Genomic DNA, 23,521 nt, shown 5'->3' with positions numbered 1-23,521 from the left:
ATCGGGCTTTGCCCGATTCCCCCGGGATATTTTTGACCAGAAGAAGGGAGGACCGCCTAGCCGCGGTGGCATCCGTCAGCAAGTGATTTGACGAAGGCAAGAACGTCCGCAACAGGTTCGCCTGCGCCGATCTTTTCCACGATGGCAGAGCCGACGACAGCGCCGTCGGCCACGCTTGCGATGGCTTCTGCCGCCTCTGGCGTGCGGATGCCGAAGCCGACGATCACGGGCAGGTCGGTGCGCGATTTAATGCGGGCGACTTCGGGCGCGACATCAGCTGTTTGTGCCGCCGCGGTGCCCGTGATGCCTGTGACAGAGACGTAGTAAAGGAAGCCGGATGTGTTGGTTAGCACCTTCGGCAGGCGTTTGTCGTCGGTGGTCGGGGTTGCAAGGCGGATGAAGTTGATGCCTGCGGCCTGGGCGGGCAGGCAAAGCTCTTCGTCTTCTTCCGGCGGAAGGTCGACGATGATGAGCCCGTCAATTCCGGCCTCTGCCGCTTGCTCTAGAAATTTGGGTACGCCGCGCGCGTAGATCGGGTTGTAGTAGCCCATCAGCACGATTGGCGTCGTGTCGTCGGTTTTGCGCAGCTCGCGGGCGATATTCAGCGTTTTGTCCAGGGTCATATGCCCGGCCAGGGCGCGTTGCCCGGCCAGCTGGATCGTGGTGCCGTCGGCCATGGGGTCGGTAAAGGGCAGGCCGAGTTCAATGATGTCGACGCCTGCGGCGGGCAGGCCTTTGACGATTTCGACGCTGGTGTCATAGGTCGGATCGCCCGCCATGACATAGGCGACAAACGCCTTCTGGCCGCGTGCTTTCAGATCAGCAAATTTAGCGTCGATACGGGACATGACGGCATCCTTCTTGGGTCGCCGTGTTTTTGGGGGATGGGGCGCGCAAATGCAATGGGGGCCAATTGTTTTCGGTGGAATTGAAATGCGCGGACCCGCCCCCATATTGGAGGCATGAATTATTTACTCGCTCTTCTGTTGCCGCCATTGTCGATCCTGTTTGCAGGGCGGCCCATCATCGCGATCATCACCTTTCTGGTGTGGATTCCCGCATTGCTGTTCAGCGGCGGCCTGACCCATCCGATGTTTATCATCCTCGCTTGGATATTGATTTGGGAAGGGCGCAACCGGCGTGATTGACCGTTCAGGTCGCGCCATCCTCGGTGCCGATCATCCAGCGGATGCCGTACCGGTCGGTGAAGGCCCCAAAGCCGGGGGTCCAGAAATGCGCCTCGAAGGGCATGCGAATCTCTCCTCCGGCGGATAGCGCGTCAAAGTGCTGTCTGGCGGTGTTCACGTCAGGCAGCTCTACCATCACATTGCAGCCTGCCATTGCCGCGCCCGGCGCGGGATCCAAGTCGTCAGAGCCGTAGATCTGGCCACTGCCGATTTTCAGGCTTGCGTGCATGATGGCATTCGCGGCCTCTGGCGGCAGATGTTCTTCCATAGGCGATCCCTTGACGCGCATGAAGTCAGGCGCGTTACCGAAAACAGACGCGTAGAAGAGGAATGCCTCTTCGCAGGTGCCATTGTAGAAAAGGTAGGGGACGGGTTGCATGCACGCTCTCCTGTAGTGGAATGTTGCGGCAGGATAGCACGGATCAGTGTATTCCCAAAGCCTGTGGCTTGCGCGAAGCGGGTTGCGGGGCTATGCCCCAGCGGGATTTAAAACAGGAGATGCGTCATGGGCTTCAAGATGGGGATCGTTGGTCTGCCGAACGTCGGCAAGTCCACGCTGTTCAATGCGCTGACGCGGACGGCGGCGGCGCAGGCGGCTAACTTTCCGTTCTGCACGATCGAACCGAACGTCGGCGATGTCGCTGTTCCCGACGCGCGTTTGGACAAGCTGGCCAGCATTGCCGGGTCCAAGCAGATCATCCCGACGCGAATGACCTTTGTCGATATCGCCGGATTGGTCAAAGGCGCGTCCAAAGGCGAGGGGCTGGGCAACCAGTTTCTGGCCAATATCCGTGAATGCGACGCTATCGCCCACGTTCTGCGCTGCTTTGAAGACGACGACATCACCCATGTTGAAGGCCGCGTTGACCCGGTCAACGATGCGCAGGTCATCGAGACAGAGCTGATGCTGGCTGACCTGGAAAGCATCGAGAAGCGCCTGGCGAACCTGCAGCGCAAGGTGCGCGGCGGTGACAAGGAAGCTGGCCAGCAGGTCCGTCTGCTGGAGGCTGCGCAAAAGGTGCTGGAAGACGGTAAGCCTGCGCGCACGGTTGATGTCGACCCCGAAGACGCGAAAGCCTGGCGGATGCTGCAGCTTTTGACGACGAAGCCAGTGCTTTACGTCTGCAACGTCGAGGAAGAGGCTAGCGCCACCGGCAACAGCCAGTCAGAGCGTGTGCGGGCCATGGCGGAGGCAGAGGGGAACTCTGCCGTCGTGATCTCTGCCCGGATCGAAGAAGAGATCAGCCAGCTGGATGCGGAAGAGGCAGAGATGTTCCTGAGCGAAATGGGACTGGCGGAGGCCGGCCTCGACCGCTTGATCCGCGCGGGCTATGCCCTGCTGCAGTTGCAGACCTATTTCACTGTCGGCCCGAAAGAAGCACGTGCCTGGACGATCAATGCGGGCACATCGGCGCCGAAAGCGGCTGGTGTGATCCACGGGGATTTCGAGCGCGGTTTCATTCGTGCGGAAACCATCGGCTATGATGATTTTGTCACCCTGGGCGGTGAGCAGGCCGCGAAAGAAGCCGGCAAGATGCGGGCCGAAGGCAAGACCTATACCGTCAAGGATGGTGACGTTCTGCACTTCTTGTTCAATACCTAAGATGTTTGTGGCAGCCAAATTTTCGCGAAAATTTGGAGCTTCCGATTTTTCGCCGAAAAATCGGTGGGCTGGGCACTAATGCCGGGTGTTATGTCTGATTTTGCAATCGCCCGCCTGCCGGTCGGGCGTGGCAAGCTGGGGATCTGTCCTGTTCCGGGCAGTGGCGGTGATTACGCCGCCGATTTCCGCACGATTCTGCGATGGAAGCCGTCCCTGGTCGTGTCCCTGACCACGGATGGCGAAATGGACGCCGCTGGCCATCGTCTGGGCGCGGACCTGAACCATGCGCCGCCTGACTGGGTTGGGCTGCCTTTTCCTGGGGCAAGTTTACCGGACGCGGCGACGACGGTGCGCTGGATCGGGTTGGAGAGCCGGATCACGGCGCAGCTGGCAGCCGGCCGCCGCGTTTTATTGCAGGATGCAGGGGAGTGCGGCCGGGCAGAGATGGCCGTGTTGCGCCTGATGGTGCTACATGGCGAGGCACCGCAGAGGGCGCTAGCGCGGTTGCGGGCCTTGCGACCAGAGGCTGTGAAAGCAGGGCGCCGCCAAATTTGGGCGACGCGCTAACGGCGGCGGCTGGCAGATTTGGCAGGCTTGCCCGTGCGGCGCTTGCGGGCATGGGCGGCGGCTGTCGTTTCGGTAGCCTGCGCGTCTTCGGCCCGCAGTTTGCGATAGCGGCGGACGCGGTCCGCATCGACAAGGCCTGCGTCCACGGCAGCCTGAACCGCGCAGCCCGGCTCGCCTTCGTGTTTGCAATTGCGAAAGTGGCAGTTGTCGGTCAGGGCGCTGATTTCCGGAAACGTCGCATTGATGCCATAGGTGACGTCGGCCACCGCAAGGCCGCGCATGCCAGGGGTATCAATCAGCCAGCCGCCTGTGGGCAGGGCGTGCATCGACCGCTTTGTTGTGGTGTGGCGACCGCGGGCGTCGTCTTCGCGGATATCCTGGGTTTCATCGCCGCGCCCCGTCAGACCGTTCGCCAACGTCGTTTTGCCCACGCCGGAAGATCCGACCAAGGCGACGGTTTTCCCCGGCCCGCACCATGGCGCGAGGGCAGCCGCGACATCCGCGCCTTTTGCGTTGATCGCAAGAACGGGGAAATCGCCCAGGGCTTGCGCCTGCGCGATGTAGTCTGCAGCCTCGTCCGTTTGATCAGCTTTGGTCAGCAGAATCGCGGGCGCAATTCCGGCGTCATGCGCCAAGGCAAGATAACGTTCCAGCCGGGCGATGTTGAAGTCTGCGTTGCAGGATGTCACGATGAACAGCGTGTCCAGATTGGCGGCGATCAGCTGGCGCTGGCTTGATTTATACTCTGCCCCGCGCTGCAGCAGGCTGCGGCGATCCAGGCGGCGGACCAGACGTGCCCCGCCCAAATCGCACAAGACCCAGTCACCGACGGCAAAGCTGGCGGTTGTCACGCCGGGGTCGGCAACAAGGGTTAGGGGGCCGCTGGCGGTCAGCGCGGATACATTGCGCCGGTGCACACTGGTGATGCGCGCCGGGTGCAGGTTTGCGTCATCTGGCGTCAATTGTTCAGTTTCGAACGCCGACCAGCCCAGATCATCAAGCGCATGAATGCTCAACGGGAATACTGCTTGGGGCTGGGGTGGGGCAAAGCTGTGTGACCCTGACAAATGCGGGGAAAACTGAGGTGAGAGGCTGACAACGACCCAAGCGGGGCTCGTTATGGCTGCTTCCTTCCGGACCTGACCAGGTTGGCGAGGCGCTCGCCCGCGCCAACCTCTCAACGCTCATATAGCGAGCCGTTGGACGCTGCGCAACCCGCAGCGGCGGAAATGCTGGTGCAGTAGGGCAGGGTTTAGGGGGAATTGCGCCTTATTGAAAACATTGCGCATTGCGGCGCACCATGCGATTGCAAATGCATGAAAATTGCAGAGACCGTGACATTCGCCGGAGGCGGCCTTGATCGTGCGGCAGAGTGGCGTGCAACCGCCGCTGACCGCGCTAGGCATGCCGATTCGCGCGTGATCGTTTTGTGGCAGGGCAAGCCGCTGATGGATGACGCGGGTCTTGTGATGCTGCCGCCCGATCACCCTATTCTGGACGATGCCGCGCCCGATTGGCTGATGCTGGGGCGCGTGGACGGTGCAGCAGTCTTTGCCGCTGATCTGTCAGGGTGGACGCCGCAGGACGATGCGGACACCGGGGCGCTGAACAGTTTTATGGACGCCAGCCTGCAAGTGCATCCTGCACTGCCCGGCGGTCCCGCCTTTGCCGAATTGCGCGGCGTCATGACCCGCCTGACCCCGCTGGAGGCTGAACTTTCCGCCACTGCGCGGGCCATGTTCATGTGGCACGCCAGCCATCGGTTCTGCGCCAATTGCGGCACCGCCAGTGATCTGGCGATGGGCGGATGGCAGCGCAATTGCCAGACCTGCGAACGTCACCATTTTCCGCGCACCGATCCTGTGGTCATCATGTTGATCACGCATGGCAACTCTGTCCTTGTCGGTCGCTCGCCCGGCTGGCCAGAGCGGATGTATTCCCTGCTGGCCGGCTTCGTCGAGCCGGGAGAGACGCTGGAGGCTGCGGTGCGCCGCGAGGTGCTCGAGGAATCAGGCGTGTGCGTCGGTCCGGTCCGGTATCTGGCCAGCCAGCCCTGGCCGTTTCCTGCATCGCTGATGTGCGGTATGGCCGGAGAGGCGACAAGCCGCGAGATCACGATTGATCCGGCGGAAATAGAGGATGCACGCTGGGTAACCCGCGAAGAAATGGCAGAGGTTTTTGCCGGACAACATCCGCAGATCAACCCGGCCCGCAAAGGTGCGATTGCGCATTTTCTGTTGGAAAACTGGTTGGCAGACAGACTGGACTAAATCCTTAGCGCGCGAAATTTACCGGGGAACCGGTCAGGACAGGACAAGGCGACTTTCATGAAATTCAGCACCCGAGAGGATATCGAAGCCCCTATCGACCAAGTTTACGCGCGGGTGACGGACTTTGCCGGTTTCGAACGTCAGATGATGCGCCGCGGGGCCGATGTGCGGCGGATGGATCCGGGCCACCCGGTTAAACAAGGGTCTTCATGGGATGTTGCGTTTACATTCCGCAGCCGGGAACGCCGTCTTCGTGCTGTGGTCGCGCGTCTGGTGGCACCGACGGATCTGGTCATTGACGTTGCGTCCAACGGGCTGGATGGCAAGACGACTGTCGAACTGGTTGCCTTGTCGCCCAATCGCACGCGACTTGCCGTGTCCATTGAATTATCGGCCAAATCGCTATCGGCACGTTTGTTGCTGCAATCGCTGAAACTGGCCAAGTCGAACTTGACCAAGCGGTTCAAAAAGCGCGTTGGCGAGTTTGCCTTTGGTATCGATGGCGAAAAACGCAGCGTTTAATCGCTGCGTTCGTGCCGGCGCGGGGCGGCCGGAAAAACACCCATCAGCTTGATATGATCGGTGAAGTAATCCAGTTCCTCTAGCGCAAGTTGCACATTGCGGTCGTCCGGATGACCTTCGATTTCAGCGTAAAACTGGGTCGCGGTGAAGTTGCCGCCGACCATATAGCTTTCCAGCTTGGTCATGTTGACGCCGTTCGTCGCAAATCCACCCATCGCCTTGTAAAGCGCGGCAGGGATGTTGCGCACGCGAAACACGAAGGACGTCACCATCGGGCCGCGGCCGCGGCGGCGCAAATCAGGCTCGCGGGACATGATCACAAACCGTGTCGTGTTGCGGGCGTGATCCTCGATGTGGCGGGCCAGAACGTGCAGGCCGTAAATGTCGGCAGCCAGCTCTGACGCCAATGCGGCCTGTGTCTTGTCGCCGCGTTCAGCGACTTCGCGGGCAGCGCGGGCATTATCGGCGTTCACGACACCCTTGATGCCATGTTCACGCAAAAAGCTGGAACACTGGGGCAGTACGACAACATGGCCATGCGCCTGTTTGACATCGGCAACCTTGGCACCGGGCACGCCCAGCAGGTTGACGTGCACACGCACGAATGCCTCGTCCACGATGTGTAGGCCGCTGCCGGGCAAAAGGGAATGCACATCAGCGACGCGGCCATAGGTCGAATTTTCGATCGCGATCATGCCTAGTTCGGCATCGCCTTTGCGCACAGCCTCGATTGTATCCTCGAATGTGCCGCAGGGCAGGGGATCGTGATCAGGACGCGCCTCGGCGCAGGCTTGGTGGCCGTAGGCACCCAGTTCGCCCTGAAAGGCGATTTTTGCGGGCATGAGTGTGTCCCCCCAGACAAATTGGCAGCATTTGCGACATTCACGTCGTTTCGTCGCGCCACTATAGCTTGCGTATCGGGGGGGGAAACGGATACTAGAGCGCAACTGATCAAAGCGGGGTAGAACGCGACATGTTCGACACAATGACGATGACCAAGGTGGTCGGCGGCCTTTGCGGCACATTTCTGGTGTTTTTGCTGGGTGGCTGGGCTGCTGATATTATCTACGTCGGCGGCGAAGGCAGCCACGACGGTGAACATGCCGAACAAGCGTATCTGATCGAAGTCCCCGAATCCGGTGCCGCTGGTGAAGCAGCCCCCGCCGAAGAAGAAGTGCCGTTCGATGTTGCCTTTGCAGCTGCTGATGCCGGCGCGGGCGAAGGCGTGTTCCGGAACTGCCGGTCCTGCCACGCCCTGGACGGTGCCAACGGTGTTGGCCCCCATCTGGACGGTGTCGTAGGCCGCGCTGTGGATGCGGTTGACGGTTATGCCTATTCCGGTGCGCTGGAACAGGTTGCCGACGTATGGAGCGAGGAAAACCTTTACAACTTCCTGCAGGACCCCGCAGGCTATGCCCCCGGCACCAAGATGTCGTTCAAGGGCCTGGCCAAGCCAGAAGACCGCGCGAACCTGATTGCATACCTCGCGACGATCACAGGCTGATCGCCCGCAAAAGTTGCGCAAGATTTGAACCGCGTCCTGTCATGGGCGCGGTTTTTTGTTGCGAAGCAGCGGGTTCACGCAGACATTACATTTTCGCAACTTGTGCCGATTGGCTGTGCAGCGTTACCTTGCAGACCAGCCCCTTGACCGGAGACTTCGATGCCTCAGACCCCTTGCCGCCCCCGCGCCCTTGCTTTGCCGCGTCCCGTAAATGTGTTGGCTGGGTCTGTTTTGCTGCTGGGCGGTCTGTTTCTGGCCGGGCAGGCAGGCGCGCAGGATGTAGTAGAAAGCCACGGTTATTCCTATTTCGGAGATCTGAAATACCCCGCCGATTTTACCCATCTGGATTATGTGAACCCAGACGCCCCCAAAGGCGGGGAAATTGCGGAATGGGCACCCGGCACCTTTGACGGCTACAACCCCTATTTCCGTGGCGGCAATACCGCAGCACTGTCCACCGCCCCGTTCGAGGCGATTGTGACCACAACGGCAGACGATCCGACCGCGCTTTACTGCTATCTGTGCACAACGATGGAGTATCCGCAGGACCTGTCCTACGTCATTTTCAACCTGCGCGACGACGTGACGTTCAGCGACGGCAGCCCGATGACCGCTGAAGATATCAAATTCAGCTATGACACCTTTATGGAGCAGGGCCTGCCCGAATTCCGTGCTGCTTTTGCCGGTCAGATTACAATGGTCGAAGTGTCGGACCCCTACCGTATCAAATTCACCTTTGGCGATGACGCACCGCTACGCGACCGTATCAGCCTTGCCGCGACATTCCCGCCCTTTTCCAAGGCCGAGTGGGAACGCGATGGCCGCCGGATCGACCAGACGTGGAAAACACCGCCCATGGGCACGGGCCCCTATATGCTGGCGGACTTTGATTATGGCCGCAGCCTGACTTATGGCCGCAACCCTAATTTCTGGGGCGCTGACCTGCCGATCAATGTGGGCCGCAACAACTTTGATACCATTCGTATCGAGTATTTTGCCGACGGCGATACCGCGTTCGAGGCGTTCAAGGCGGGCGAATATACCTTCCGCGTGGAAAACTCGTCCCTAAGCTGGGCAACAGGATACGATTTCCCCGGCGTCCAGCATGGCAGCGTGATCAAGGCAGAACTGCCCGACGGCAGCCTGCCGACGGCGCAGGCTTTTATTTTCAACCTCAAGCGCAGCCAGTTTCAGGACCCAGCCGTGCGCGAGGCCATCAGGCTGATGTTCAATTTCGAATGGTCGAACGAGACATTGTTCTACGGCCTGTATGACCGTGTTGAATCCTTTTGGGCTAACACAGAGATGGAAGCCAAAGGCACACCAAGCGACGGCGAGCTGGCCGTGCTGCAGCCGCTGGTCGATCAAGGTTTGCTGGATGCCGCCATCCTGACAGAAGAGGTCACGATGGCCCCGACATCCAGCGCCAGCCAGTTGGACCGCGGCAATCTGCGCCGTGCCTCTGCCCTGCTGAACGACGCGGGGTGGATTGCAGGTGATGACGGGATGCGCCGCAAGGATGGCAAAACGCTGGATGTGGCTTTTCTGGAAAGCAGCCCCGCCTTTGACCGGGTGATCAACCCCTATGTTGAAAACCTGAAACGGCTGGGTGTGAATGCAAAACTGGACCGCGTTGATCCGGCGCAGGAAACCGAACGCACGCGGTCGGGCGATTGGGATATCGTGACGCATGGCTTTTCCATGCAGCTAGAGCCGGGAACAGAACTGAAGCAGTGGTTTGGATCTGAAACCGCCGCGGATAGCAGCCGCAACCTGATGGGTCTGGCTGATCCGGCCGTTGATAGCCTGATCGACACGGTCGTGGCGGCCCAGACGGCCGATGACATGCACGCTGCAACCCGCGCGCTTGACCGTGTGCTGCGGGCCAAGGGATTTTGGGTGCCGGAATGGTTCAAGGCTGTCTACACTGTCGCCTATTACGACATGTTCGAGCATCCTGAAAACCTGCCGCCCTACGCGCTTGGAGAGACGGATTTCTGGTGGTTCAACGCCGACAAAGCCGAGGCGCTGAAAGCGTCCGGCGCGCTGCGCTGACCTGACATGAGCGCCTATATCCTACGCCGCTTGCTGCTGGTGATTCCGACCCTGGTCGGGATCATGGTGGTGAACTTTACCCTGACGCAATTCGTCCCCGGCGGGCCGATCGAACAGATTATCGCCCAGATGGAAGGCGGGGGGGATGTGTTCGAAGGCATCTCAGGCGGTGGCGGAGGCGAGCTGGTTGAAGGTGGAGGCAGCGACTATATTGGATCGCGCGGCCTGCCGCCTGGGTTCATCGAGGAGTTGGAGCGAGAATTCGGCTTTGACAAACCACCGCTGGAACGGTTTCTGACGATGATGTGGAACTATGTCCGGTTCGACTTTGGTGAAAGCTATTTCCGGTCGATTTCGGTGTTCGATCTGGTGATGGAAAAAATGCCCGTATCGATCACGCTGGGCCTTTGGACGACACTGATCGCCTATGCAATTTCAATCCCGCTAGGGATTAGGAAAGCCGTGCGCGACGGATCGAAGTTCGACACCTGGACCAGCGGCGCGATCATCGTCGGCTATGCGATCCCCGGCTTTTTGTTCGCGATCCTACTGATCGTGCTGTTTGCGGGCGGCAGTTACTGGCGCATTTTCCCGTTGCGGGGGCTGACCTCTACCAATTTTGACGACCTGTCGATGCTGGGCAAGATTGCCGATTATTTCTGGCATATCGCCCTGCCAGTGCTATCGATGACCATCGCCAGTTTCGCAACGCTGACCCTGCTGACCAAGAACAGCTTTCTGGACGAGATTAAAAAACAGTATGTCCTGACCGCCAAGGCCAAGGGATTGGGAGAGCGGACAATTCTGTATCGCCATGTCTTTCGCAACGCCATGTTGATCGTAATCTCTGGCTTTCCGGCGCTATTTATCTCGGTCTTCTTTGGCGGCTCGTTGATTATCGAAACGCTGTTCAGCCTCGATGGGCTGGGGCGTCTAGGGTACGAGGCCGCCGTGGCCCGCGATTACCCTGTTGTTTTTGGCACGCTGTTTGCGTTTTCGTTGATGGGGCTTGTCGTCGGAATCATCACTGATCTGACCTATATGTTTATCGATCCGCGCATCGATTTCGAGGCGAGGGGCTGACATGACCAATATCGACCCGCATGAACAGGCGTTAATGGGCGCGGCTAAAAAGCGTGCGCCGTATCTGTCGCCGCTGAACCAACGCCGGTGGCGTAATTTCAAGCGCAACCGCCGGGCTGTCTGGTCGCTGTGGATCTTTGCAATTCTGTTTGGCCTGTCGCTGCTGGCCGAATTCATCGCCAATGACAAACCGCTGCTGGTCGACTATCGCGGCGAATTGCGGATGCCGATCTTTAGCTTCTATTCAGAGGCGGACTTTGGCGGCGATTTCCTGACCGAAGCGGGCTACACCGACGTCGAGGTGAAATGCCTGATCGCCACGGGCGGCCTTGCGGATATGTGCTTTGACGACCCAGAAGGCACCATCGCGGCATCGGACGCAGGCACGATAGACGATCCGGACTACCAAAAGGGTTGGATGGTTTGGCCGCTAATCCCCTATAGCTACAACACCATCGTTGATGTGCCGGGTGTGGCGCCATCCGCCCCTGACGGGAACAACTGGCTGGGCACGGATGACACCAAGCGTGATGTGGTCGCGCGGGTCATTTATGGCTTCCGCCTGTCGATCGTTTTCACCCTGATCGTGACCGTAGCGTCATCGCTGATCGGGATCGTGGCGGGGGCGGTGCAGGGCTATTTCGGCGGCTGGGTCGATCTGACCTTTCAGCGCGTGATCGAAATTTGGACCGGCATCCCGTCGCTTTACGTTATCATCATCATGTTCGCTATTTTGGGGCGAAGTTTTTGGCTGTTGGTGTTCCTGATCGTGTTGTTCGGCTGGACATCACTTGTGGGCCTTGTCCGCGCGGAATTCCTGCGGGCGCGTAACTTTGAATACGTCCGTGCAGCACGGGCCTTGGGTGTGCGTGACCGAACTATCATGATGCGGCACATTCTGCCCAACGCCATGGTCGCCACGGTCACAATGCTGCCTTTCCTGATCACAGGCGGCATCAGCACGCTGGCAACGCTGGATTTCCTTGGTTTCGGCCTTCCGTCCTCTGCCCCGTCATTGGGCGAGCTGACGCTGCAGGCCAAACAGAACCTGCAGGCCCCCTGGCTGGGCTTCACCGCCTTTTTCACCTTTGCGATCATGTTGTCGCTGCTGGTGTTCATTTTCGAAGGGGTGCGTGATGCGTTCGACCCCAGAAAGACCTTCTCTTGACCGCCTTGCTTGATGTCCGCGACTTGAACGTTTCCTTCCGGCAGGACGGCGATACGACCCACGCCGTGCGCGGGGTATCGTTTCAGGTGCATCGGGGGGAAACTGTCGCGCTGGTGGGGGAAAGCGGGTCGGGCAAATCCGTGACCGCCTTGTCCACGGTACAACTGCTGGGGGATTCGGCGCAGGTCACGGGGTCCATCACCTATGACGGCACCCAGATGGTCGGCGCTGCGGAACGCGACCTGATGCGGGTGCGCGGCAATGACATCAGCTTCATCTTTCAAGAGCCGATGACATCGTTGAACCCGTTGCACACGATCCAGCGCCAGCTTGGCGAATCGATCGAGTTGCACCAAGGTCTGCGCGGCGACGCCGTCCGCGCCCGTGTGATCGAACTGCTGGTCCAAGTTGGCATCCGCGAGCCGGAGGAGCGGCTTGAATCCTATCCCCACCAGCTGTCCGGTGGCCAACGTCAACGTGTGATGATCGCAATGGCTTTGGCGAATGGCCCGCATCTGCTGATCGCGGACGAGCCGACGACCGCGCTGGATGTCACGATCCAGGCCCAAATTCTGGAACTTATGGCAGAGCTTAAGCGTGACACAGGGCTGTCGATGCTGTTCATCACCCATGACCTGACCATCGTGCGCAAGATTGCCGACCGCGTCTGCGTGATGAAGGACGGCGTCATCGTCGAAACCGGCCCGACGGCGGAAATCTTTGCCAAGCCGCAGCACCCCTATACGCAGATGTTGCTAGCTGCTGAATCCGTCGGCACACCCGGCCCGGTCGCTGCTGACGCGCCCGTTATCGTTCAAACGGATCATCTGAAAATCTGGTTCCCAATCCGCCGCGGCCTGATGAAGCGCACGGTCGGGCATATTAAGGCCGTGAACGACGCGAACCTGTCCGTCCGGGCAGGGGAGACGATAGGCATCGTCGGCGAATCGGGCTCTGGCAAAACGACGATGGCACTGGCGATCATGCGTCTGATCGCGTCGGAAGGACGGATCGGATTTCAGGGGCAGGATATTCAGGGCCACAACCAGCGGCAAATGCGACCCTTGCGGTCGGACATGCAGATCGTGTTTCAGGACCCCTTTGGCAGCCTGTCGCCGCGCATGACGGTCGAGCAGATCATCGCAGAAGGGCTGACGATCCATCGCATCGACCCCGCGCGCAAACCCCGCGAGATGGTGGCAGAGATCATGGCAGAGGTCGGCCTTGATCCCGTGCTGATGGATCGCTATCCGCACGAATTTTCCGGCGGCCAGCGGCAACGCATTGCCATCGCCCGCGCGATGATTCTACGTCCGAAACTGGTGGTGCTGGACGAGCCGACCAGCGCGCTGGATATGACGGTGCAGGTGCAGATCGTTGATCTGCTGCGCGATTTACAGCAGCGGTACGGGCTTGCCTATATCTTTATCAGTCACGACCTGAAGGTTGTGCGCGCCATGTCCCACAAGGTCATGGTGATGAAGCAGGGCGACGTGGTCGAGGCGGGCAGTGCTGCCGACATCTTTGACGCACCGCAGACGGACTATACCCGCGCCCTCATGGCAGCCGCTTTTGAAGGGCGTGCCGTCTAACAAGCGTCATCCTGGCATTGTGACTTGCTGTTACGGCAGGGTTTGCGCCAGTGTGCCGCAAGCCAAATCCTAAACCAAATCAAGCAGGACAGCACATGACTACAGCCAAACCGAACGTCGGCGCACCCGTCGCACAGATGACCTTTGCCATCGCGGGGCAGGATGCGACCGTAACGATAGGCGCGCCGAAAGAGCGTTGGACCATGCTGTTCGTTTATCGCGGTCGTCATTGCCCGCGCTGCAAACGGTTCCTGAACAAGCTGAATGCCGCCCTGCCGCAGTGGACAGACGTCATGGATGTTATCGTCGTTTCAGCCGATACGCAGGAGAAGGCGATTGCAGACAAGGCCGAATTCGGCTGGAACTTCGATCTGGCTTATGGCCTGACTGTCGACCAGATGCGCGCCTTGGGGCTGTATGTATCCGAACCGCTGTCAGAGGCGGAAACAACAGACCTTTTCGCCGAACCCGGTGCCTTTGCCATTCGTCCCGATGGTTCACTGATGCTTGTCGATATCTCGAACGGGCCGGCTGCGCGCCCCGATCTGGAAGAGCTTTTGGATGGCATGAAGTTCAACATCACCAACGACCGCCCGGTGCGCGGCACCGCCTGATTGCGCGGGGCAGGGACCAAGTGCCTTTTCCCGCTCATCCCAAACGAAAACGACGCCGCCGGTTTCCCGGCAGCGTCGGCATCACAGATGGCGAACGATCGTCCAAATCGGCCATCCGATTGTCGCTATAGAGGATATTAACCCTCTGACCCGATCATGAAGCACGATTGACTACGTGCCTGCAAGCGTCGGCAGGCCAAATCGGCACCTTCCCGCGTTAAACCCATAAAGTTTGCATCAAAGCCACGCGAATTTTGCGTGACGCGGCGTACAGCGCCTTCAAGCGTGCTCATTTCGTTCAAAGCAACGCGCAAAAGCACCTTTTCTGCCTCGTAACGAGAATTGTAGCGGCCAACGTTCACACCCCAGTTGCGCCCGCCAGAGGTCGAAATCCGGGTGACGACTTCTGGTGCGGCAGGCGTTGGTGCAACGGCAGCAGGGGCGACGGCAGCGACCTGCACAGCCTCTGCCAGGACCGAATTGATCAGATCCGTGTTGACCGCCAGTTGTACCGGGGCGCTGACCGCTTGCGAAGGCCGCGCGGCTGGACGCAGGCTGCGGGTGACACGGCCGGATACGCGCACGGTCTTGCCTGCGCCGCCATTGGTCGCCGGCCCGACGTTCGACGACACCAGCAACGGATCGCTTGCCGGGGCCGATGCGGGCGGCTCTGGCCGCTGCAGCGTGGCGGTCGAAGGGGCACGGCTAAAGCCCATGTCCATCAATTCGGTAATCTTGGCGTTGCGCTGCGCGGTGGATGTGCCGCCGAAAACCGTCGTGATGATGCGTTCCTGCCCGCGCTGCGCAGAGGCGACAAGGTTGAAGCCCGCGGCGTTGGTAAAGCCGGTCTTGATGCCGTCCGCACCTTCATAGCTGTCCAGAAAGCGGCGGTTGGTGTGGCGAACTTCGGCAATGCCCGCATCCGCCGTGCGGCGCGAAAACAGGTTGTAATACTGCGGGAAGTCATAAATGACGTGGCGCCCCAGAACGCTCATATCGCGGGCAGTCGACAGGTGTCCGTCCTGCGTCAAACCGTGGGCGTTCTTGAACGTGGTATTGGTCATGCCCATCGCGGCAGCCGTGCGGTTCATCCGAACGGCAAAGGCTTCTTCGGAACCGGAAATCGCTTCTCCGATGGCGGTGGCAGCATCGTTGGCCGATTTCACAGCCGCCGCGCGCAAAAGATAGCGCAACTTGATTTTCTGACCTGTTTTCAAGCCCAGTTTGCTTGGCGGCTCTGACGATGCGTTACTGGACACGGTCACAAGCGAATCAAGCGTGATTTCCCCGCGCTGGATAGCCTGGAACGCAATATAAAGGGTCATCATCTTGGTCAGGGATGCGGGGTGCAGGCGGGTATCGGCGTTTTGCGAATACAGCTGCTCTCCGGTGCGGGCATCCATGACGTAGGCGGCGTAGGGGGCAGCAAATGCGACCACCGGTGTCAGCGCAATGAACAGCATCACGGAAATAGCACGCAAAGCGCGGGTATGGGGACGGTTTTGCACGTCTCTGCCTCTTTTTACGAATCTGCCTCAAAGCCCCGAATTTTTTCGGTGACCATTGTTATTGGATTAACGCTAACACAGGCACCGCACTGCCGAAAATAGCTAATTTTCAAAGGCTTTGACTGTGGTGTTTCTGCACGATTTCCAGATGTAGTGGGGCGCTGGGGCGGCCATGTCTAGATGCGGTGGGTGCGCCCTGTTGCGACGTAAAGGCCCCTTACGGATCGCGTGTCAGTTTTGTATGCGTTGGCAATGATCCGCCACCTGCGCCACACCTTGCTGACCCTCACTGCGATTCTGATCGTCGCCGTGTCCAGTGTCACATCCGCTGCGCAAATGGTGCCGAACCCGGCTCAGGCCGCTGCGATACAGGCATTGGCCGCTTTTGGTGCGACAGGTGACGATCTTTGCGGCGATGGCCCTGCGACAAGCCACTATCATTGCCCGTTCTGTCACTTGCTGCCGGATGCACCATCCTGCCACGCCAGCCCGCGTGAATTCCGTTTGTCCACGGTGTTCGAACTGACACAGTCAGCCGACCTTATTGCCGGATCGCAAGGGGGCGATCCCCATGTCCGGTCGCGCGCGCCCCCTGCTTTGGTCTGAACGAGCTGCGCCAACGCGGCGCATTTTTCATTCAATCGCGCTGGCGCGGGTCGCGGTGTGTCCGCACGCGCCATGCAAGACCGGAGATATACGATGAAACTGACAACAATCGGGCTTTTCGCCGCCATGATGTCTGCCACTGCCGCGCAGGCGCAAATGGCAGATGGCACCATGACGCACAGCGCCCAAGACCATAGCGCAATGGATCATGCAAATGGCGAGACATATACGCTTGGTGATCTGACGATCACGGGCGCATTCACCCGTGCAACCTTGCCCAATGCCCCTGTCGCGGGCGGTTTCCTGACAGTGACCAATGCCGGAACAGTCGATGACACGCTGATTGCAGCGGCCAGCACCATTTCCGGCGATACGCAGATCCACGAAATGGCAATGCAGGGCGACGTGATGAAAATGAGAGAGCTGTCAGAGGGTCTGCCGATCCCGGCCGGTGAAACCGTGACCCTGCAGCCGGGCGGCTATCACCTGATGTTCATGGATCTGAATTACCCTCTGATCGAAGGCGAGGCCATCGCTGTCACACTGACGTTCGAAAATGCCGGCCAGATTGATGTCGTTCTGCCAGTCGGTGCGACAGCCGCCAAAATGGCGCATTAAGGAGGGGTCTTGATGACACGCAACATGAAACGCGCAGGCATTGCGCTGTGGGCTGCGGTCCTTGTGGCTTTTGCCGCTGTCGTCTGGTTGCAGCTTGCTGCACCCGACGGCAGCGATCCGCTGAACCTGACTGACACGCTGGGGCAGGGCGATTATGTGTTGACGACAACGGAGGGCGAAACCTTTACCGCCGAAAACCTGAAAGGCGGCGCAACGGCTGTCTTTTTCGGCTTCACCCACTGCCCAGAGGTGTGCCCGACAACCTTGGGCGATGTATCGCTTTGGCAAGAGGCGCTTGCCGCGGATGGTCAGGCGCTGAATGTCTATTTCGTCACCGTCGATCCCGAACGCGATACGGTGGACACCCTGCGCGACTACGTGTCTTGGGTGCCGGGCGTCACCGGCGTGTCCGGCACACCCGAGCAGGTGAAGGCGGCAGAGGCGGCATTTCGCATCTATGCGCGTCAGGTGCCGCTGGACGATGGCGGTTATACCATGGACCATTCCGCCTCTGTGTTGCTGTTTGACGATCAGGGCCGGTTTTATGAACCGATCGGCTATCAGGAAGGCGCAGACCGCGCCCTTGCGAAAATCAGGCGCATGATCGAAAGCTGATACTTGCGCCAGTTTAACCCCCTGCAGTCCGGCCGGATTGCAGGGGGTTTTCTTGCGGCCATTTCCGACTATATAGACGCCTTATTCACATGGATGCAGGACCGGAGTCTCGATGCAGACGCGACACGACATCATGGCGGCCAATAACGACGATGACGGCGAAAACGACATCGGCGTCGTTCTGAAAACCAAGCCGAAGACGGCGAAGCCTCCGCTATACAAGGTGCTGATCCTGAATGACGATTTCACGCCGATGGAATTTGTCGTCATGGTGCTGGAACGCTTCTTTGGCATGACCCACGCACAGGCGTTCGACATCATGCTGACCGTTCATAAAAAGGGCGTCGCGGTCGTCGGCGTCTATAGCCACGAAATTGCAGAAACAAAGGTGGCGCAGGTCATGGATTATGCGCAACGTCACCAGCACCCGCTGCAATGCACGATGGAGAAGGAATAGCGCCGCCGCGCTGTTCCGCCCCTGATGGCCGCAACATCCCGCCTTTTCACCGTCCTAGATGACGCGCTGCTGACCCTGCCCGAAGGCCCGGTCACGGTTATGCGCCCCGCCGCCGACTATGACCTGTCGCCGTTGGCGGATCGCGATATTCGCATTGCCCACGGCTTTGCCCCCGATGCCAATGCTTTTGCGCAAGCAGGCTATGCCGTCAGCCAAGACACCGCCGCATCGCCGACAATGATCGTCACTGTACCCCGGTCTAAGGCGCTAGCGCGGTCGATGATCGCGCAGGCCTGCGCCTTGGGGCAGGTCGTGATCGTTGACGGCCAGCGCACCGACGGCATCGACAGCCTGTTCAAGGACGTGCGCGCCGTTCTGGGCGACCTGCCATCCCTGCCCAAAGCCAAGGGCCGCCTGTTCTGGTTCGATGCCACTGACAAGCTGGCGGATTGGGCAGCTCCGCCGCCCGCAGTTGGCGATCACGGCTATTACACGACCGCTGGCGTCTTTTCTGACGGGGCCATCGACAAGGGCTCTGCCCTGCTGGCGGGCGCGTTGCCTGCGAAACTGCCGGCGCGGGTGGCTGACCTTGGCGCAGGCTGGGGCTTCCTTAGCCAGGCCGTTTTGCAACGGGACGGCGTCAAATCGCTCGACATGATCGAAGCGGAAGCCCTGTCGCTGGATTGCGCGCGCCTTAACGTGACCGACCCCCGCGCTGTGTTTCACTGGGGCGATGCGCTGTCGTTCAAACCTGCGACGAAATTCGATGGCATCGTGATGAACCCTCCGTTCCATACCGGATCCAAGGGCACACCATCGCTGGGCCAGGGCTTTATTGCAGCTGCGGCCCGTATGCTGGCCGGTCATGGCAAATTGTGGATGGTCGCCAACCGCCATCTGCCCTACGAGGCTGCGCTGCGCGAACATTTTCGCAATGTCGAAGAACTGCCGGGCGATGGCGCATTCAAGCTCTTTCATGCGACCCGCCCGCTGAAATCCTGACCAAAGGACTGCTTCATGTCTTTCTCTATCAAAGGCCGGACGGCCATCGTGACCGGTGCCGGTAACGGCATTGGTCTGGCGATTGCGCGGCATTTTGTGCGTGCCGGTGCCAATGTTGTCTTTGCAGACATCAACGAAGACGCGCTGGAACGCGAAATAGCCGACCTGTCAGCGGATGCCGACCGTGTGCGCATGTTTACCGGCGATCTGCGGCAAAAGCTGTGTGTGGCAAACCTGATTTCGGCGACAGTAGATGCCTTTGACAGGGTTGATATTTTGGTCAACGCCGCGCGCCTAGTGACAGAGACCGCGGCGCTTGACGCCGAGGATACCTCTGTCGAGGAGCTGATGCAGCAGAACCTGATGATGCCGCTGCGTTTGTCGCAGGCGGTGGGGCGGCGCTTTGTCAAACAAAAGGCCCCCAGCGAGGATGGGCCGATCGGGTCTATTGTGAACCTGTCCTCCATCGCCGGACAGCGGGCGCACCCCGCGCTGATGGGCTTTTCCATCGCGAATGCGGCACTGGATCAGATGACGCGGTCCATGGCCGTTGCGCTTGCACCTCAGAAAATCCGGGTGAATGGCGTATCGGTTGGATCAGTGTTGTCCAACAACCTGCTGGGCTGGATGCGCGACCATGAACACGCCCGCGAAGCAATCATCGAGGCGACGCCAATGGGCCGTTTGGCGAATGCGGCAGAGGTCGGGGATACCGTGCAGTACCTTGCATCCGATGCAGCCGGTTTCGTAACCGGCCAGATCGTGACGCTTGACGGCGGCCGCACGCTGGTGGATCCCGCCGCCATCGCGGTGCACTAGGCGTTATTCGGGATATAGCGCGCGGCATTGATTTGCCTTGGCGCTTGCCTGCTTTTCAAGAATTGCCTGCCGCGCCAGTAATTGGTCCAGCGTGTCGCGTTCGACGTCCATATTGATGGCCTGCGGCACGTTGACCGTTCTTACCTTTGTTGTCGGGCAAAGATGGGTCGACACGTTGCCATCGCGGTCACGCTGGCGGCACATATCAAAGCCGCGGCTGACGCGCTGTTGTTCATCAAGGGCAAAGCCGCGATCCAGATTGGCCTGCGTTTGCGCGATCAGAAATGCATTCACACGCAGCGGCTCTGACACTGTGTTCAGGCATTGCTGTTGCGGCGTGGCGCAAGCGGCCAGCAGGGCGATAGGGGCAAAGGAAAGAAGATACCGCATAAGGTGCTCCGGTCTGTGGGGGCCAGGGGGCTGGCGCTTGGCTTTACCCTTAGTGTCCCTTTAAGATGATATGCAATAACAGCAGGGCAAGGGCCAGATGACCGACACGATGGATACGCAAAAAGCGCAGGCAAGCGCATGGTTCGAAACCCTGCGCGATCAGATTGTGGCCGCGTTCGAAGAACTGGAAGATACGCAAACCACTGGGTCCACTGCAGCGCTGCCTGCGGGCCGCTTTGAACGCACACAGACCCGCCGCACCGCAGACGACGGGTCAGAGGCGGGGGGCGGCCTGATGTCCGTCATGCGCGGCGGGCGGGTGTTTGAAAAGGTTGGGGTGAATACCTCGACCGTCCACGGTGTTCTGGGGGACGCGGCGCAGCGCGCGATGGCCGCGCGCGGTGTGCCGGGCATGGACAGCGATCCGCGCTTTTGGGCATCTGGTATTTCGCTGGTGGCCCATATGCAAAATCCCCATGCACCTGCCGTGCACATGAACACTCGCATGTTCTGGACGCCGCACGCCTGGTGGTTTGGCGGTGGATCGGACCTGAACCCCTGCATCGAATACGCTGATGATACGGCCCACTTCCATGCGGTGCAGCAGACGCACCTCGATCCGCACGGCACGGACCTTTATCCCCGGCTGAAGGCATGGGCGGATGAATATTTCTATATCCCGCACCGGAACCGCGCGCGCGGCGTCGGCGGCATTTTTATGGACGATCACTGCACCGGCGACTGGAATGCGGATTTTGCCCTGACCCAAGATATCGGCCGGGCCTTTTTGCCAGCCTATCTGCCGCTGGTGGAAAAGCGCCGCACCCAAGATTGGACCGACGCCGACAAGGATGCGCAGCTGGTGCACCGCGGCCTTTATGCGGAATATAACCTTGTCTACGACCGGGGCACCAAATTCGGCCTGACCACAGGGCATGACGCCAATGCCGTACTGATGAGCCTGCCACCAATGGCCAAATGGGTCTGATACCGGTTTGCCTATCGGCGGGTGTCCGCTTGTCGTCCTGCAGAGCGGGCCGTGCCGATGCACTCTGACTTGAGCGTGGTGCGCTGCGGCACGTAAGGTGCTGCAAAAATCGGGACGGGGAATTACGATGAACACATCACGTATGGTACTGCGGCTGGCAGGTCTTATGGCATTGGGGCTGTCGGTTGCAGGATGCGGCATGATCGGCGGCAAGAAAGAACAGACCGCCTCGCGCAGCTTCGTGCAGGTGGATGCGGACGACCTGGAATGTCTTCAGCGTGCGATGTTCTTTGAATCCCACCGTTCCAGCCGTGATGGATTGGTTGCGGTCGGGAATGTCGTCATGAACCGTGTAAAATCAGACGCCTACCCCGATACCATCTGCGGCGTCGTTGGCCAAAAGAACCAGTTCGCCCCCGGTGTCATGACCCGTCCAATGACTTCAAGCGGTCTGCCCACCGTGCAGGAGGCGGCGATATCTGTCATGCGGGGCGAACGGCATCCGATGATTGGCGACGCCAAATTTTTTCATCAGGCGGGCCACCGGTTTTCCTATGACAACATGAATTACGTCGTCACCGCGGGTGGCAATGCGTTTTATGAAAAGCGCAAAGCCGCCTATGTGACCCAGCCCGTACCGCTGCCCCCGACCGAGGGGCTGACGTTGCGCTAAGCCTTTGGTTTGATGACCTGGGCAAGGGCGCGGCCCATCTCTCCGCTGTTGTCGAGGCCCCGCGCTGTGCCTGCGCGGTCGGCTTCGGACTTGTGCTGGTTGACTTTCCACGCTCCCGTCAGGCGCGTGACAGGCATACGCAGCCCTACGATGCCGCGCTGCAGGCTTGCGATATAGCTGGCAGGCGCATCGTCGACAGCCCATGGGGCAGGGCGGCCCGCTTCCATCTTGTCGCTGATCGCGGTGACATGAGCGTGCAGCCAGTCACCGTCCTGAATGGCGGTCAGCATCCCGTGCGCGTGCACCGCGATATAGGTCCAGGTCGGGACGACCTTGCCCGTTTCCGCCTTTGACGGATAAAACCCCGGCCGGATATAGGCGTGCGGCCCTTGAAAGATCGCAACCGTCGGCCCGGCGTGGTGCCAGTGCGGATTGCCGCGGGCGACATGCGTTTCCAGCACCATTGCATTATGCGGTCCGGTCAGCATCATGGGCACATGGGTGGCCACCGGACCATCATCGGTTTGCGTGACCAGTGCGCCAAAGGTGATGCCGCCGATAGCGGCGCGCAGAACGTTAATCCGGTCTTCTTGAAAGGCCGGGGGTGCGTACATTAGATGCCGCGCACCGTATCAATCATCAGCTGCACATTCGCCGGATCGGCGTCGGGTGTAATGCCGTGACCAAGGTTAAAAATGTGCGGCCCATTGCTAAAGGCTTGCACGACTTTGCGCGTCTCCCGGATCAGGTCCTTGCCGCCCGTGACCATGTGCCGTGATGCCAGATTGCCTTGCACGCAGCCATCGATCTGGACATGACCAGCTGCCCAGTTCGGCGTGACGCCGTCATCAAGTGCGATGCAATCGGCCCCGATGGCGGCGTGCAGTCCTTCGTACCGGTGGCCGGCACCGCGCGGAAAGGCGATGACAGGGATATGCGGATACTTTGCCTTAAGCGCGGCAGTAATTTCGCGTGCGGGTTCAATGGCGTATCTAACGAAATCTTTGCCTTCCAGCGATCCGGCCCAGCTGTCAAAAATCTTGACGACTTCAGCGCCTGCGTCGATCTGACGTGACAGATAATGGATCGTGCCGGCGGTGATCTTGGCCAGCAGCGCCTCGAATACGGGGCGGTTTTCGTTTTTCAGCGCATGCGCCGGGCCTTGGTCCGGGGTGCCCTGGCCTGCGATCATATAGGTCGCGACCGTCCAGGGGGCACCGGCAAAACCGATCAGCGTGGTATCCGCAGGCAGTTCGCGCGACAGGATCTTGACGGTTTCATAGACCGGCGACAGCACCGCGTCGATTTCGTCCACGGGGCCAAGTTTATCCAAGCCGGCCTGATCGGTGATCGTGGACAAACGCGGCCCTTCGCCAGTGACGAACCACAGGTCAGCCCCCAGCGCCTGGGGCAGCAGCAGGATGTCGGCAAACAGGATCGCCGCATCAAAGCCATAGCGGCGGATCGGCTGCAACGTCACCTCTGCCGCAAGTTCGGGGTTGTAACAAAGCGACAGGAAATCACCGGCCTGCGCACGGGTCGCCTTGTATTCCGGCAAGTAGCGTCCGGCCTGGCGCATCATCCAGATGGGCGGCGTGGGCAGTGTTTCACCCGCAAGGGCGCGCAGAATGGTCTTTTGCTGAGGCATGGGACGTCCTTTGTGTTGCGGGTTTCGTCGCA

The 23,521-nt window shown here is 60.0% G+C and carries 27 protein-coding genes and 1 other RNA gene; 19 read left to right on the top strand and 9 right to left on the bottom strand.

Translation table 11 applies throughout. The features are described 5' to 3' along the window. Window positions 1-56 precede the first annotated feature (56 nt). Window positions 57-848 carry a tryptophan synthase subunit alpha gene (gene trpA / locus SJY10_RS13850; RefSeq protein ID WP_386683636.1) on the bottom strand — a complete coding sequence of 264 codons (792 nt, stop codon included), beginning with the start codon at window positions 846-848 and terminating at the stop codon, window positions 57-59. A 114-nt stretch (window positions 849-962) separates the two neighbouring features. Between trpA and SJY10_RS13845 the strand changes: the two genes are divergently transcribed. After that, a complete protein-coding gene (locus tag SJY10_RS13845) occupies window positions 963-1,148 on the top strand; it encodes a hypothetical protein (protein WP_386683633.1) in 186 nt (61 codons plus the stop codon). A 4-nt stretch (window positions 1,149-1,152) separates the two neighbouring features. Here the strand turns inward: SJY10_RS13845 and SJY10_RS13840 are convergent, their stop codons facing one another. Continuing rightward, on the bottom strand, window positions 1,153-1,566 hold the full coding sequence (locus tag SJY10_RS13840; protein ID WP_386683630.1) for a VOC family protein: 414 nt from the start codon (window positions 1,564-1,566) through the stop codon (window positions 1,153-1,155). A 126-nt stretch (window positions 1,567-1,692) separates the two neighbouring features. Between SJY10_RS13840 and ychF the strand changes: the two genes are divergently transcribed. Both ychF and SJY10_RS13830 read left to right on the top strand, forming a co-directional pair. After that, entirely contained in the window at window positions 1,693-2,790 is a 1,098-nt protein-coding gene (gene ychF, locus SJY10_RS13835; RefSeq protein ID WP_386683627.1) for a redox-regulated ATPase YchF, read from the top strand. A 90-nt stretch (window positions 2,791-2,880) separates the two neighbouring features. Further along, complete coding sequence (locus SJY10_RS13830) at window positions 2,881-3,357, top strand: protein phosphatase (protein ID WP_386683624.1); 477 nt, start codon at window positions 2,881-2,883, stop codon at window positions 3,355-3,357. On the opposite strand, the gene rsgA is transcribed toward SJY10_RS13830, so the two are convergent. Next, complete coding sequence (rsgA, locus tag SJY10_RS13825; RefSeq protein WP_386683621.1) at window positions 3,354-4,373, bottom strand: ribosome small subunit-dependent GTPase A; 1,020 nt, start codon at window positions 4,371-4,373, stop codon at window positions 3,354-3,356. The genes SJY10_RS13830 and rsgA overlap by 4 nt on opposite strands. Before the next feature lie 66 nt (window positions 4,374-4,439). Then, window positions 4,440-4,537, bottom strand: an RNA gene (ffs, locus tag SJY10_RS13820) — signal recognition particle sRNA small type. Between the two features lie 136 nt (window positions 4,538-4,673). On the opposite strand from ffs, the gene nudC reads away from it, so the two are divergent. Together nudC and SJY10_RS13810 are read left to right on the top strand one after the other, a co-directional pair. Beyond that, window positions 4,674-5,627: an NAD(+) diphosphatase gene (gene nudC / locus SJY10_RS13815; protein WP_386683618.1), complete on the top strand. Its 954-nt coding sequence runs from the start codon at window positions 4,674-4,676 to the stop codon at window positions 5,625-5,627. Window positions 5,628-5,684: 57 nt separating this feature from the next. Further along, window positions 5,685-6,149 (top strand): SRPBCC family protein, encoded by a 465-nt coding sequence (locus SJY10_RS13810; protein ID WP_386683615.1) that lies wholly within the window; start codon window positions 5,685-5,687, stop codon window positions 6,147-6,149. Here SJY10_RS13810 and SJY10_RS13805 read toward each other — a convergent pair. Continuing rightward, the gene (locus SJY10_RS13805) at window positions 6,146-6,991 is read right to left on the bottom strand and encodes a prephenate dehydratase (RefSeq protein WP_386683613.1); all 846 of its coding nucleotides are present in this window, start codon (window positions 6,989-6,991) and stop codon (window positions 6,146-6,148) included. The two genes, SJY10_RS13810 and SJY10_RS13805, sit on opposite strands and share 4 nt — an antisense overlap. 131 nt (window positions 6,992-7,122) lie before the next feature. Between SJY10_RS13805 and SJY10_RS13800 the strand changes: the two genes are divergently transcribed. The 6 genes from SJY10_RS13800 (at window position 7,123) to SJY10_RS13775 (ending at window position 14,165) form a co-directional block, all read left to right on the top strand. Then, window positions 7,123-7,653 carry a c-type cytochrome gene (locus SJY10_RS13800; RefSeq protein ID WP_386683610.1) on the top strand — a complete coding sequence of 177 codons (531 nt, stop codon included), beginning with the start codon at window positions 7,123-7,125 and terminating at the stop codon, window positions 7,651-7,653. A 159-nt stretch (window positions 7,654-7,812) separates the two neighbouring features. After that, window positions 7,813-9,708, top strand: a complete 1,896-nt coding sequence (locus SJY10_RS13795) for an extracellular solute-binding protein (protein ID WP_386683607.1) — start codon at window positions 7,813-7,815, stop codon at window positions 9,706-9,708. Between the two features lie 6 nt (window positions 9,709-9,714). Further along, the gene (locus SJY10_RS13790) at window positions 9,715-10,791 is read left to right on the top strand and encodes a microcin C ABC transporter permease YejB (RefSeq protein WP_386683605.1); all 1,077 of its coding nucleotides are present in this window, start codon (window positions 9,715-9,717) and stop codon (window positions 10,789-10,791) included. Window positions 10,792-10,825: 34 nt separating this feature from the next. Beyond that, window positions 10,826-11,959, top strand: a complete 1,134-nt coding sequence (locus SJY10_RS13785; RefSeq protein WP_386684689.1) for an ABC transporter permease — start codon at window positions 10,826-10,828, stop codon at window positions 11,957-11,959. After that, window positions 11,956-13,551, top strand: a complete 1,596-nt coding sequence (locus tag SJY10_RS13780) for an ABC transporter ATP-binding protein (RefSeq protein WP_386683602.1) — start codon at window positions 11,956-11,958, stop codon at window positions 13,549-13,551. Before SJY10_RS13785 ends, SJY10_RS13780 begins: the two co-directional genes overlap by 4 nt. Window positions 13,552-13,646: 95 nt before the next feature. Beyond that, the gene (locus SJY10_RS13775; protein ID WP_386683599.1) at window positions 13,647-14,165 is read left to right on the top strand and encodes a redoxin domain-containing protein; all 519 of its coding nucleotides are present in this window, start codon (window positions 13,647-13,649) and stop codon (window positions 14,163-14,165) included. A gap of 137 nt (window positions 14,166-14,302) precedes the next feature. On the opposite strand, the gene SJY10_RS13770 is transcribed toward SJY10_RS13775, so the two are convergent. Beyond that, window positions 14,303-15,628, bottom strand: a complete 1,326-nt coding sequence (locus SJY10_RS13770) for a D-alanyl-D-alanine carboxypeptidase family protein (protein ID WP_386684686.1) — start codon at window positions 15,626-15,628, stop codon at window positions 14,303-14,305. 273 nt (window positions 15,629-15,901) lie between these two features. Here SJY10_RS13770 and SJY10_RS13765 point away from each other — a divergent pair, with 273 nt between their 5' ends. The 6 genes from SJY10_RS13765 to SJY10_RS13740 all read left to right on the top strand — a co-directional run bounded on the left by SJY10_RS13765 (window position 15,902) and on the right by SJY10_RS13740 (window position 19,790). After that, complete coding sequence (locus tag SJY10_RS13765; RefSeq protein ID WP_386683596.1) at window positions 15,902-16,279, top strand: hypothetical protein; 378 nt, start codon at window positions 15,902-15,904, stop codon at window positions 16,277-16,279. A gap of 93 nt (window positions 16,280-16,372) precedes the next feature. After that, window positions 16,373-16,897: a copper chaperone PCu(A)C gene (locus tag SJY10_RS13760; RefSeq protein WP_386683593.1), complete on the top strand. Its 525-nt coding sequence runs from the start codon at window positions 16,373-16,375 to the stop codon at window positions 16,895-16,897. A gap of 12 nt (window positions 16,898-16,909) precedes the next feature. Then, window positions 16,910-17,512 (top strand): SCO family protein, encoded by a 603-nt coding sequence (locus SJY10_RS13755; protein ID WP_386683590.1) that lies wholly within the window; start codon window positions 16,910-16,912, stop codon window positions 17,510-17,512. Between the two features lie 112 nt (window positions 17,513-17,624). Continuing rightward, a complete protein-coding gene (clpS, locus tag SJY10_RS13750; protein WP_254248244.1) occupies window positions 17,625-17,969 on the top strand; it encodes an ATP-dependent Clp protease adapter ClpS in 345 nt (114 codons plus the stop codon). A 24-nt stretch (window positions 17,970-17,993) separates the two neighbouring features. After that, window positions 17,994-18,971: a class I SAM-dependent methyltransferase gene (locus SJY10_RS13745; protein ID WP_386683586.1), complete on the top strand. Its 978-nt coding sequence runs from the start codon at window positions 17,994-17,996 to the stop codon at window positions 18,969-18,971. A 15-nt stretch (window positions 18,972-18,986) separates the two neighbouring features. Continuing rightward, entirely contained in the window at window positions 18,987-19,790 is an 804-nt protein-coding gene (locus SJY10_RS13740) for an SDR family NAD(P)-dependent oxidoreductase (RefSeq protein WP_386683583.1), read from the top strand. Between the two features lie 3 nt (window positions 19,791-19,793). Here SJY10_RS13740 and SJY10_RS13735 read toward each other — a convergent pair whose 3' ends face one another. Next, window positions 19,794-20,180, bottom strand: coding sequence for a hypothetical protein (locus SJY10_RS13735; protein ID WP_386683581.1), 387 nt, complete (start codon window positions 20,178-20,180; stop codon window positions 19,794-19,796). A 97-nt stretch (window positions 20,181-20,277) separates the two neighbouring features. Between SJY10_RS13735 and hemF the strand changes: the two genes are divergently transcribed. Both hemF and SJY10_RS13725 read left to right on the top strand, forming a co-directional pair. After that, the gene (gene hemF, locus SJY10_RS13730) at window positions 20,278-21,168 is read left to right on the top strand and encodes an oxygen-dependent coproporphyrinogen oxidase (RefSeq protein WP_386683579.1); all 891 of its coding nucleotides are present in this window, start codon (window positions 20,278-20,280) and stop codon (window positions 21,166-21,168) included. A gap of 121 nt (window positions 21,169-21,289) precedes the next feature. Further along, window positions 21,290-21,841 (top strand): cell wall hydrolase, encoded by a 552-nt coding sequence (locus SJY10_RS13725; RefSeq protein ID WP_386684683.1) that lies wholly within the window; start codon window positions 21,290-21,292, stop codon window positions 21,839-21,841. Here SJY10_RS13725 and SJY10_RS13720 read toward each other — a convergent pair. Then, window positions 21,838-22,455, bottom strand: coding sequence for an FMN-binding negative transcriptional regulator (locus SJY10_RS13720; protein ID WP_386683576.1), 618 nt, complete (start codon window positions 22,453-22,455; stop codon window positions 21,838-21,840). The genes SJY10_RS13725 and SJY10_RS13720 overlap by 4 nt on opposite strands. Next, entirely contained in the window at window positions 22,455-23,489 is a 1,035-nt protein-coding gene (gene hemE / locus SJY10_RS13715) for a uroporphyrinogen decarboxylase (RefSeq protein ID WP_386683573.1), read from the bottom strand. The genes SJY10_RS13720 and hemE overlap by 1 nt, the downstream gene beginning before the upstream one ends. Between the last annotated feature and the right edge of the window lie 32 nt (window positions 23,490-23,521).

Origin of the sequence: Loktanella sp. R86503, from assembly GCF_042466455.1 — a bacterium.
In the GTDB taxonomy this organism is placed as follows: Bacteria; Pseudomonadota; Alphaproteobacteria; order Rhodobacterales; family Rhodobacteraceae; genus Loktanella.
This window is presented reverse-complemented; position numbering and strand designations above follow the sequence as displayed.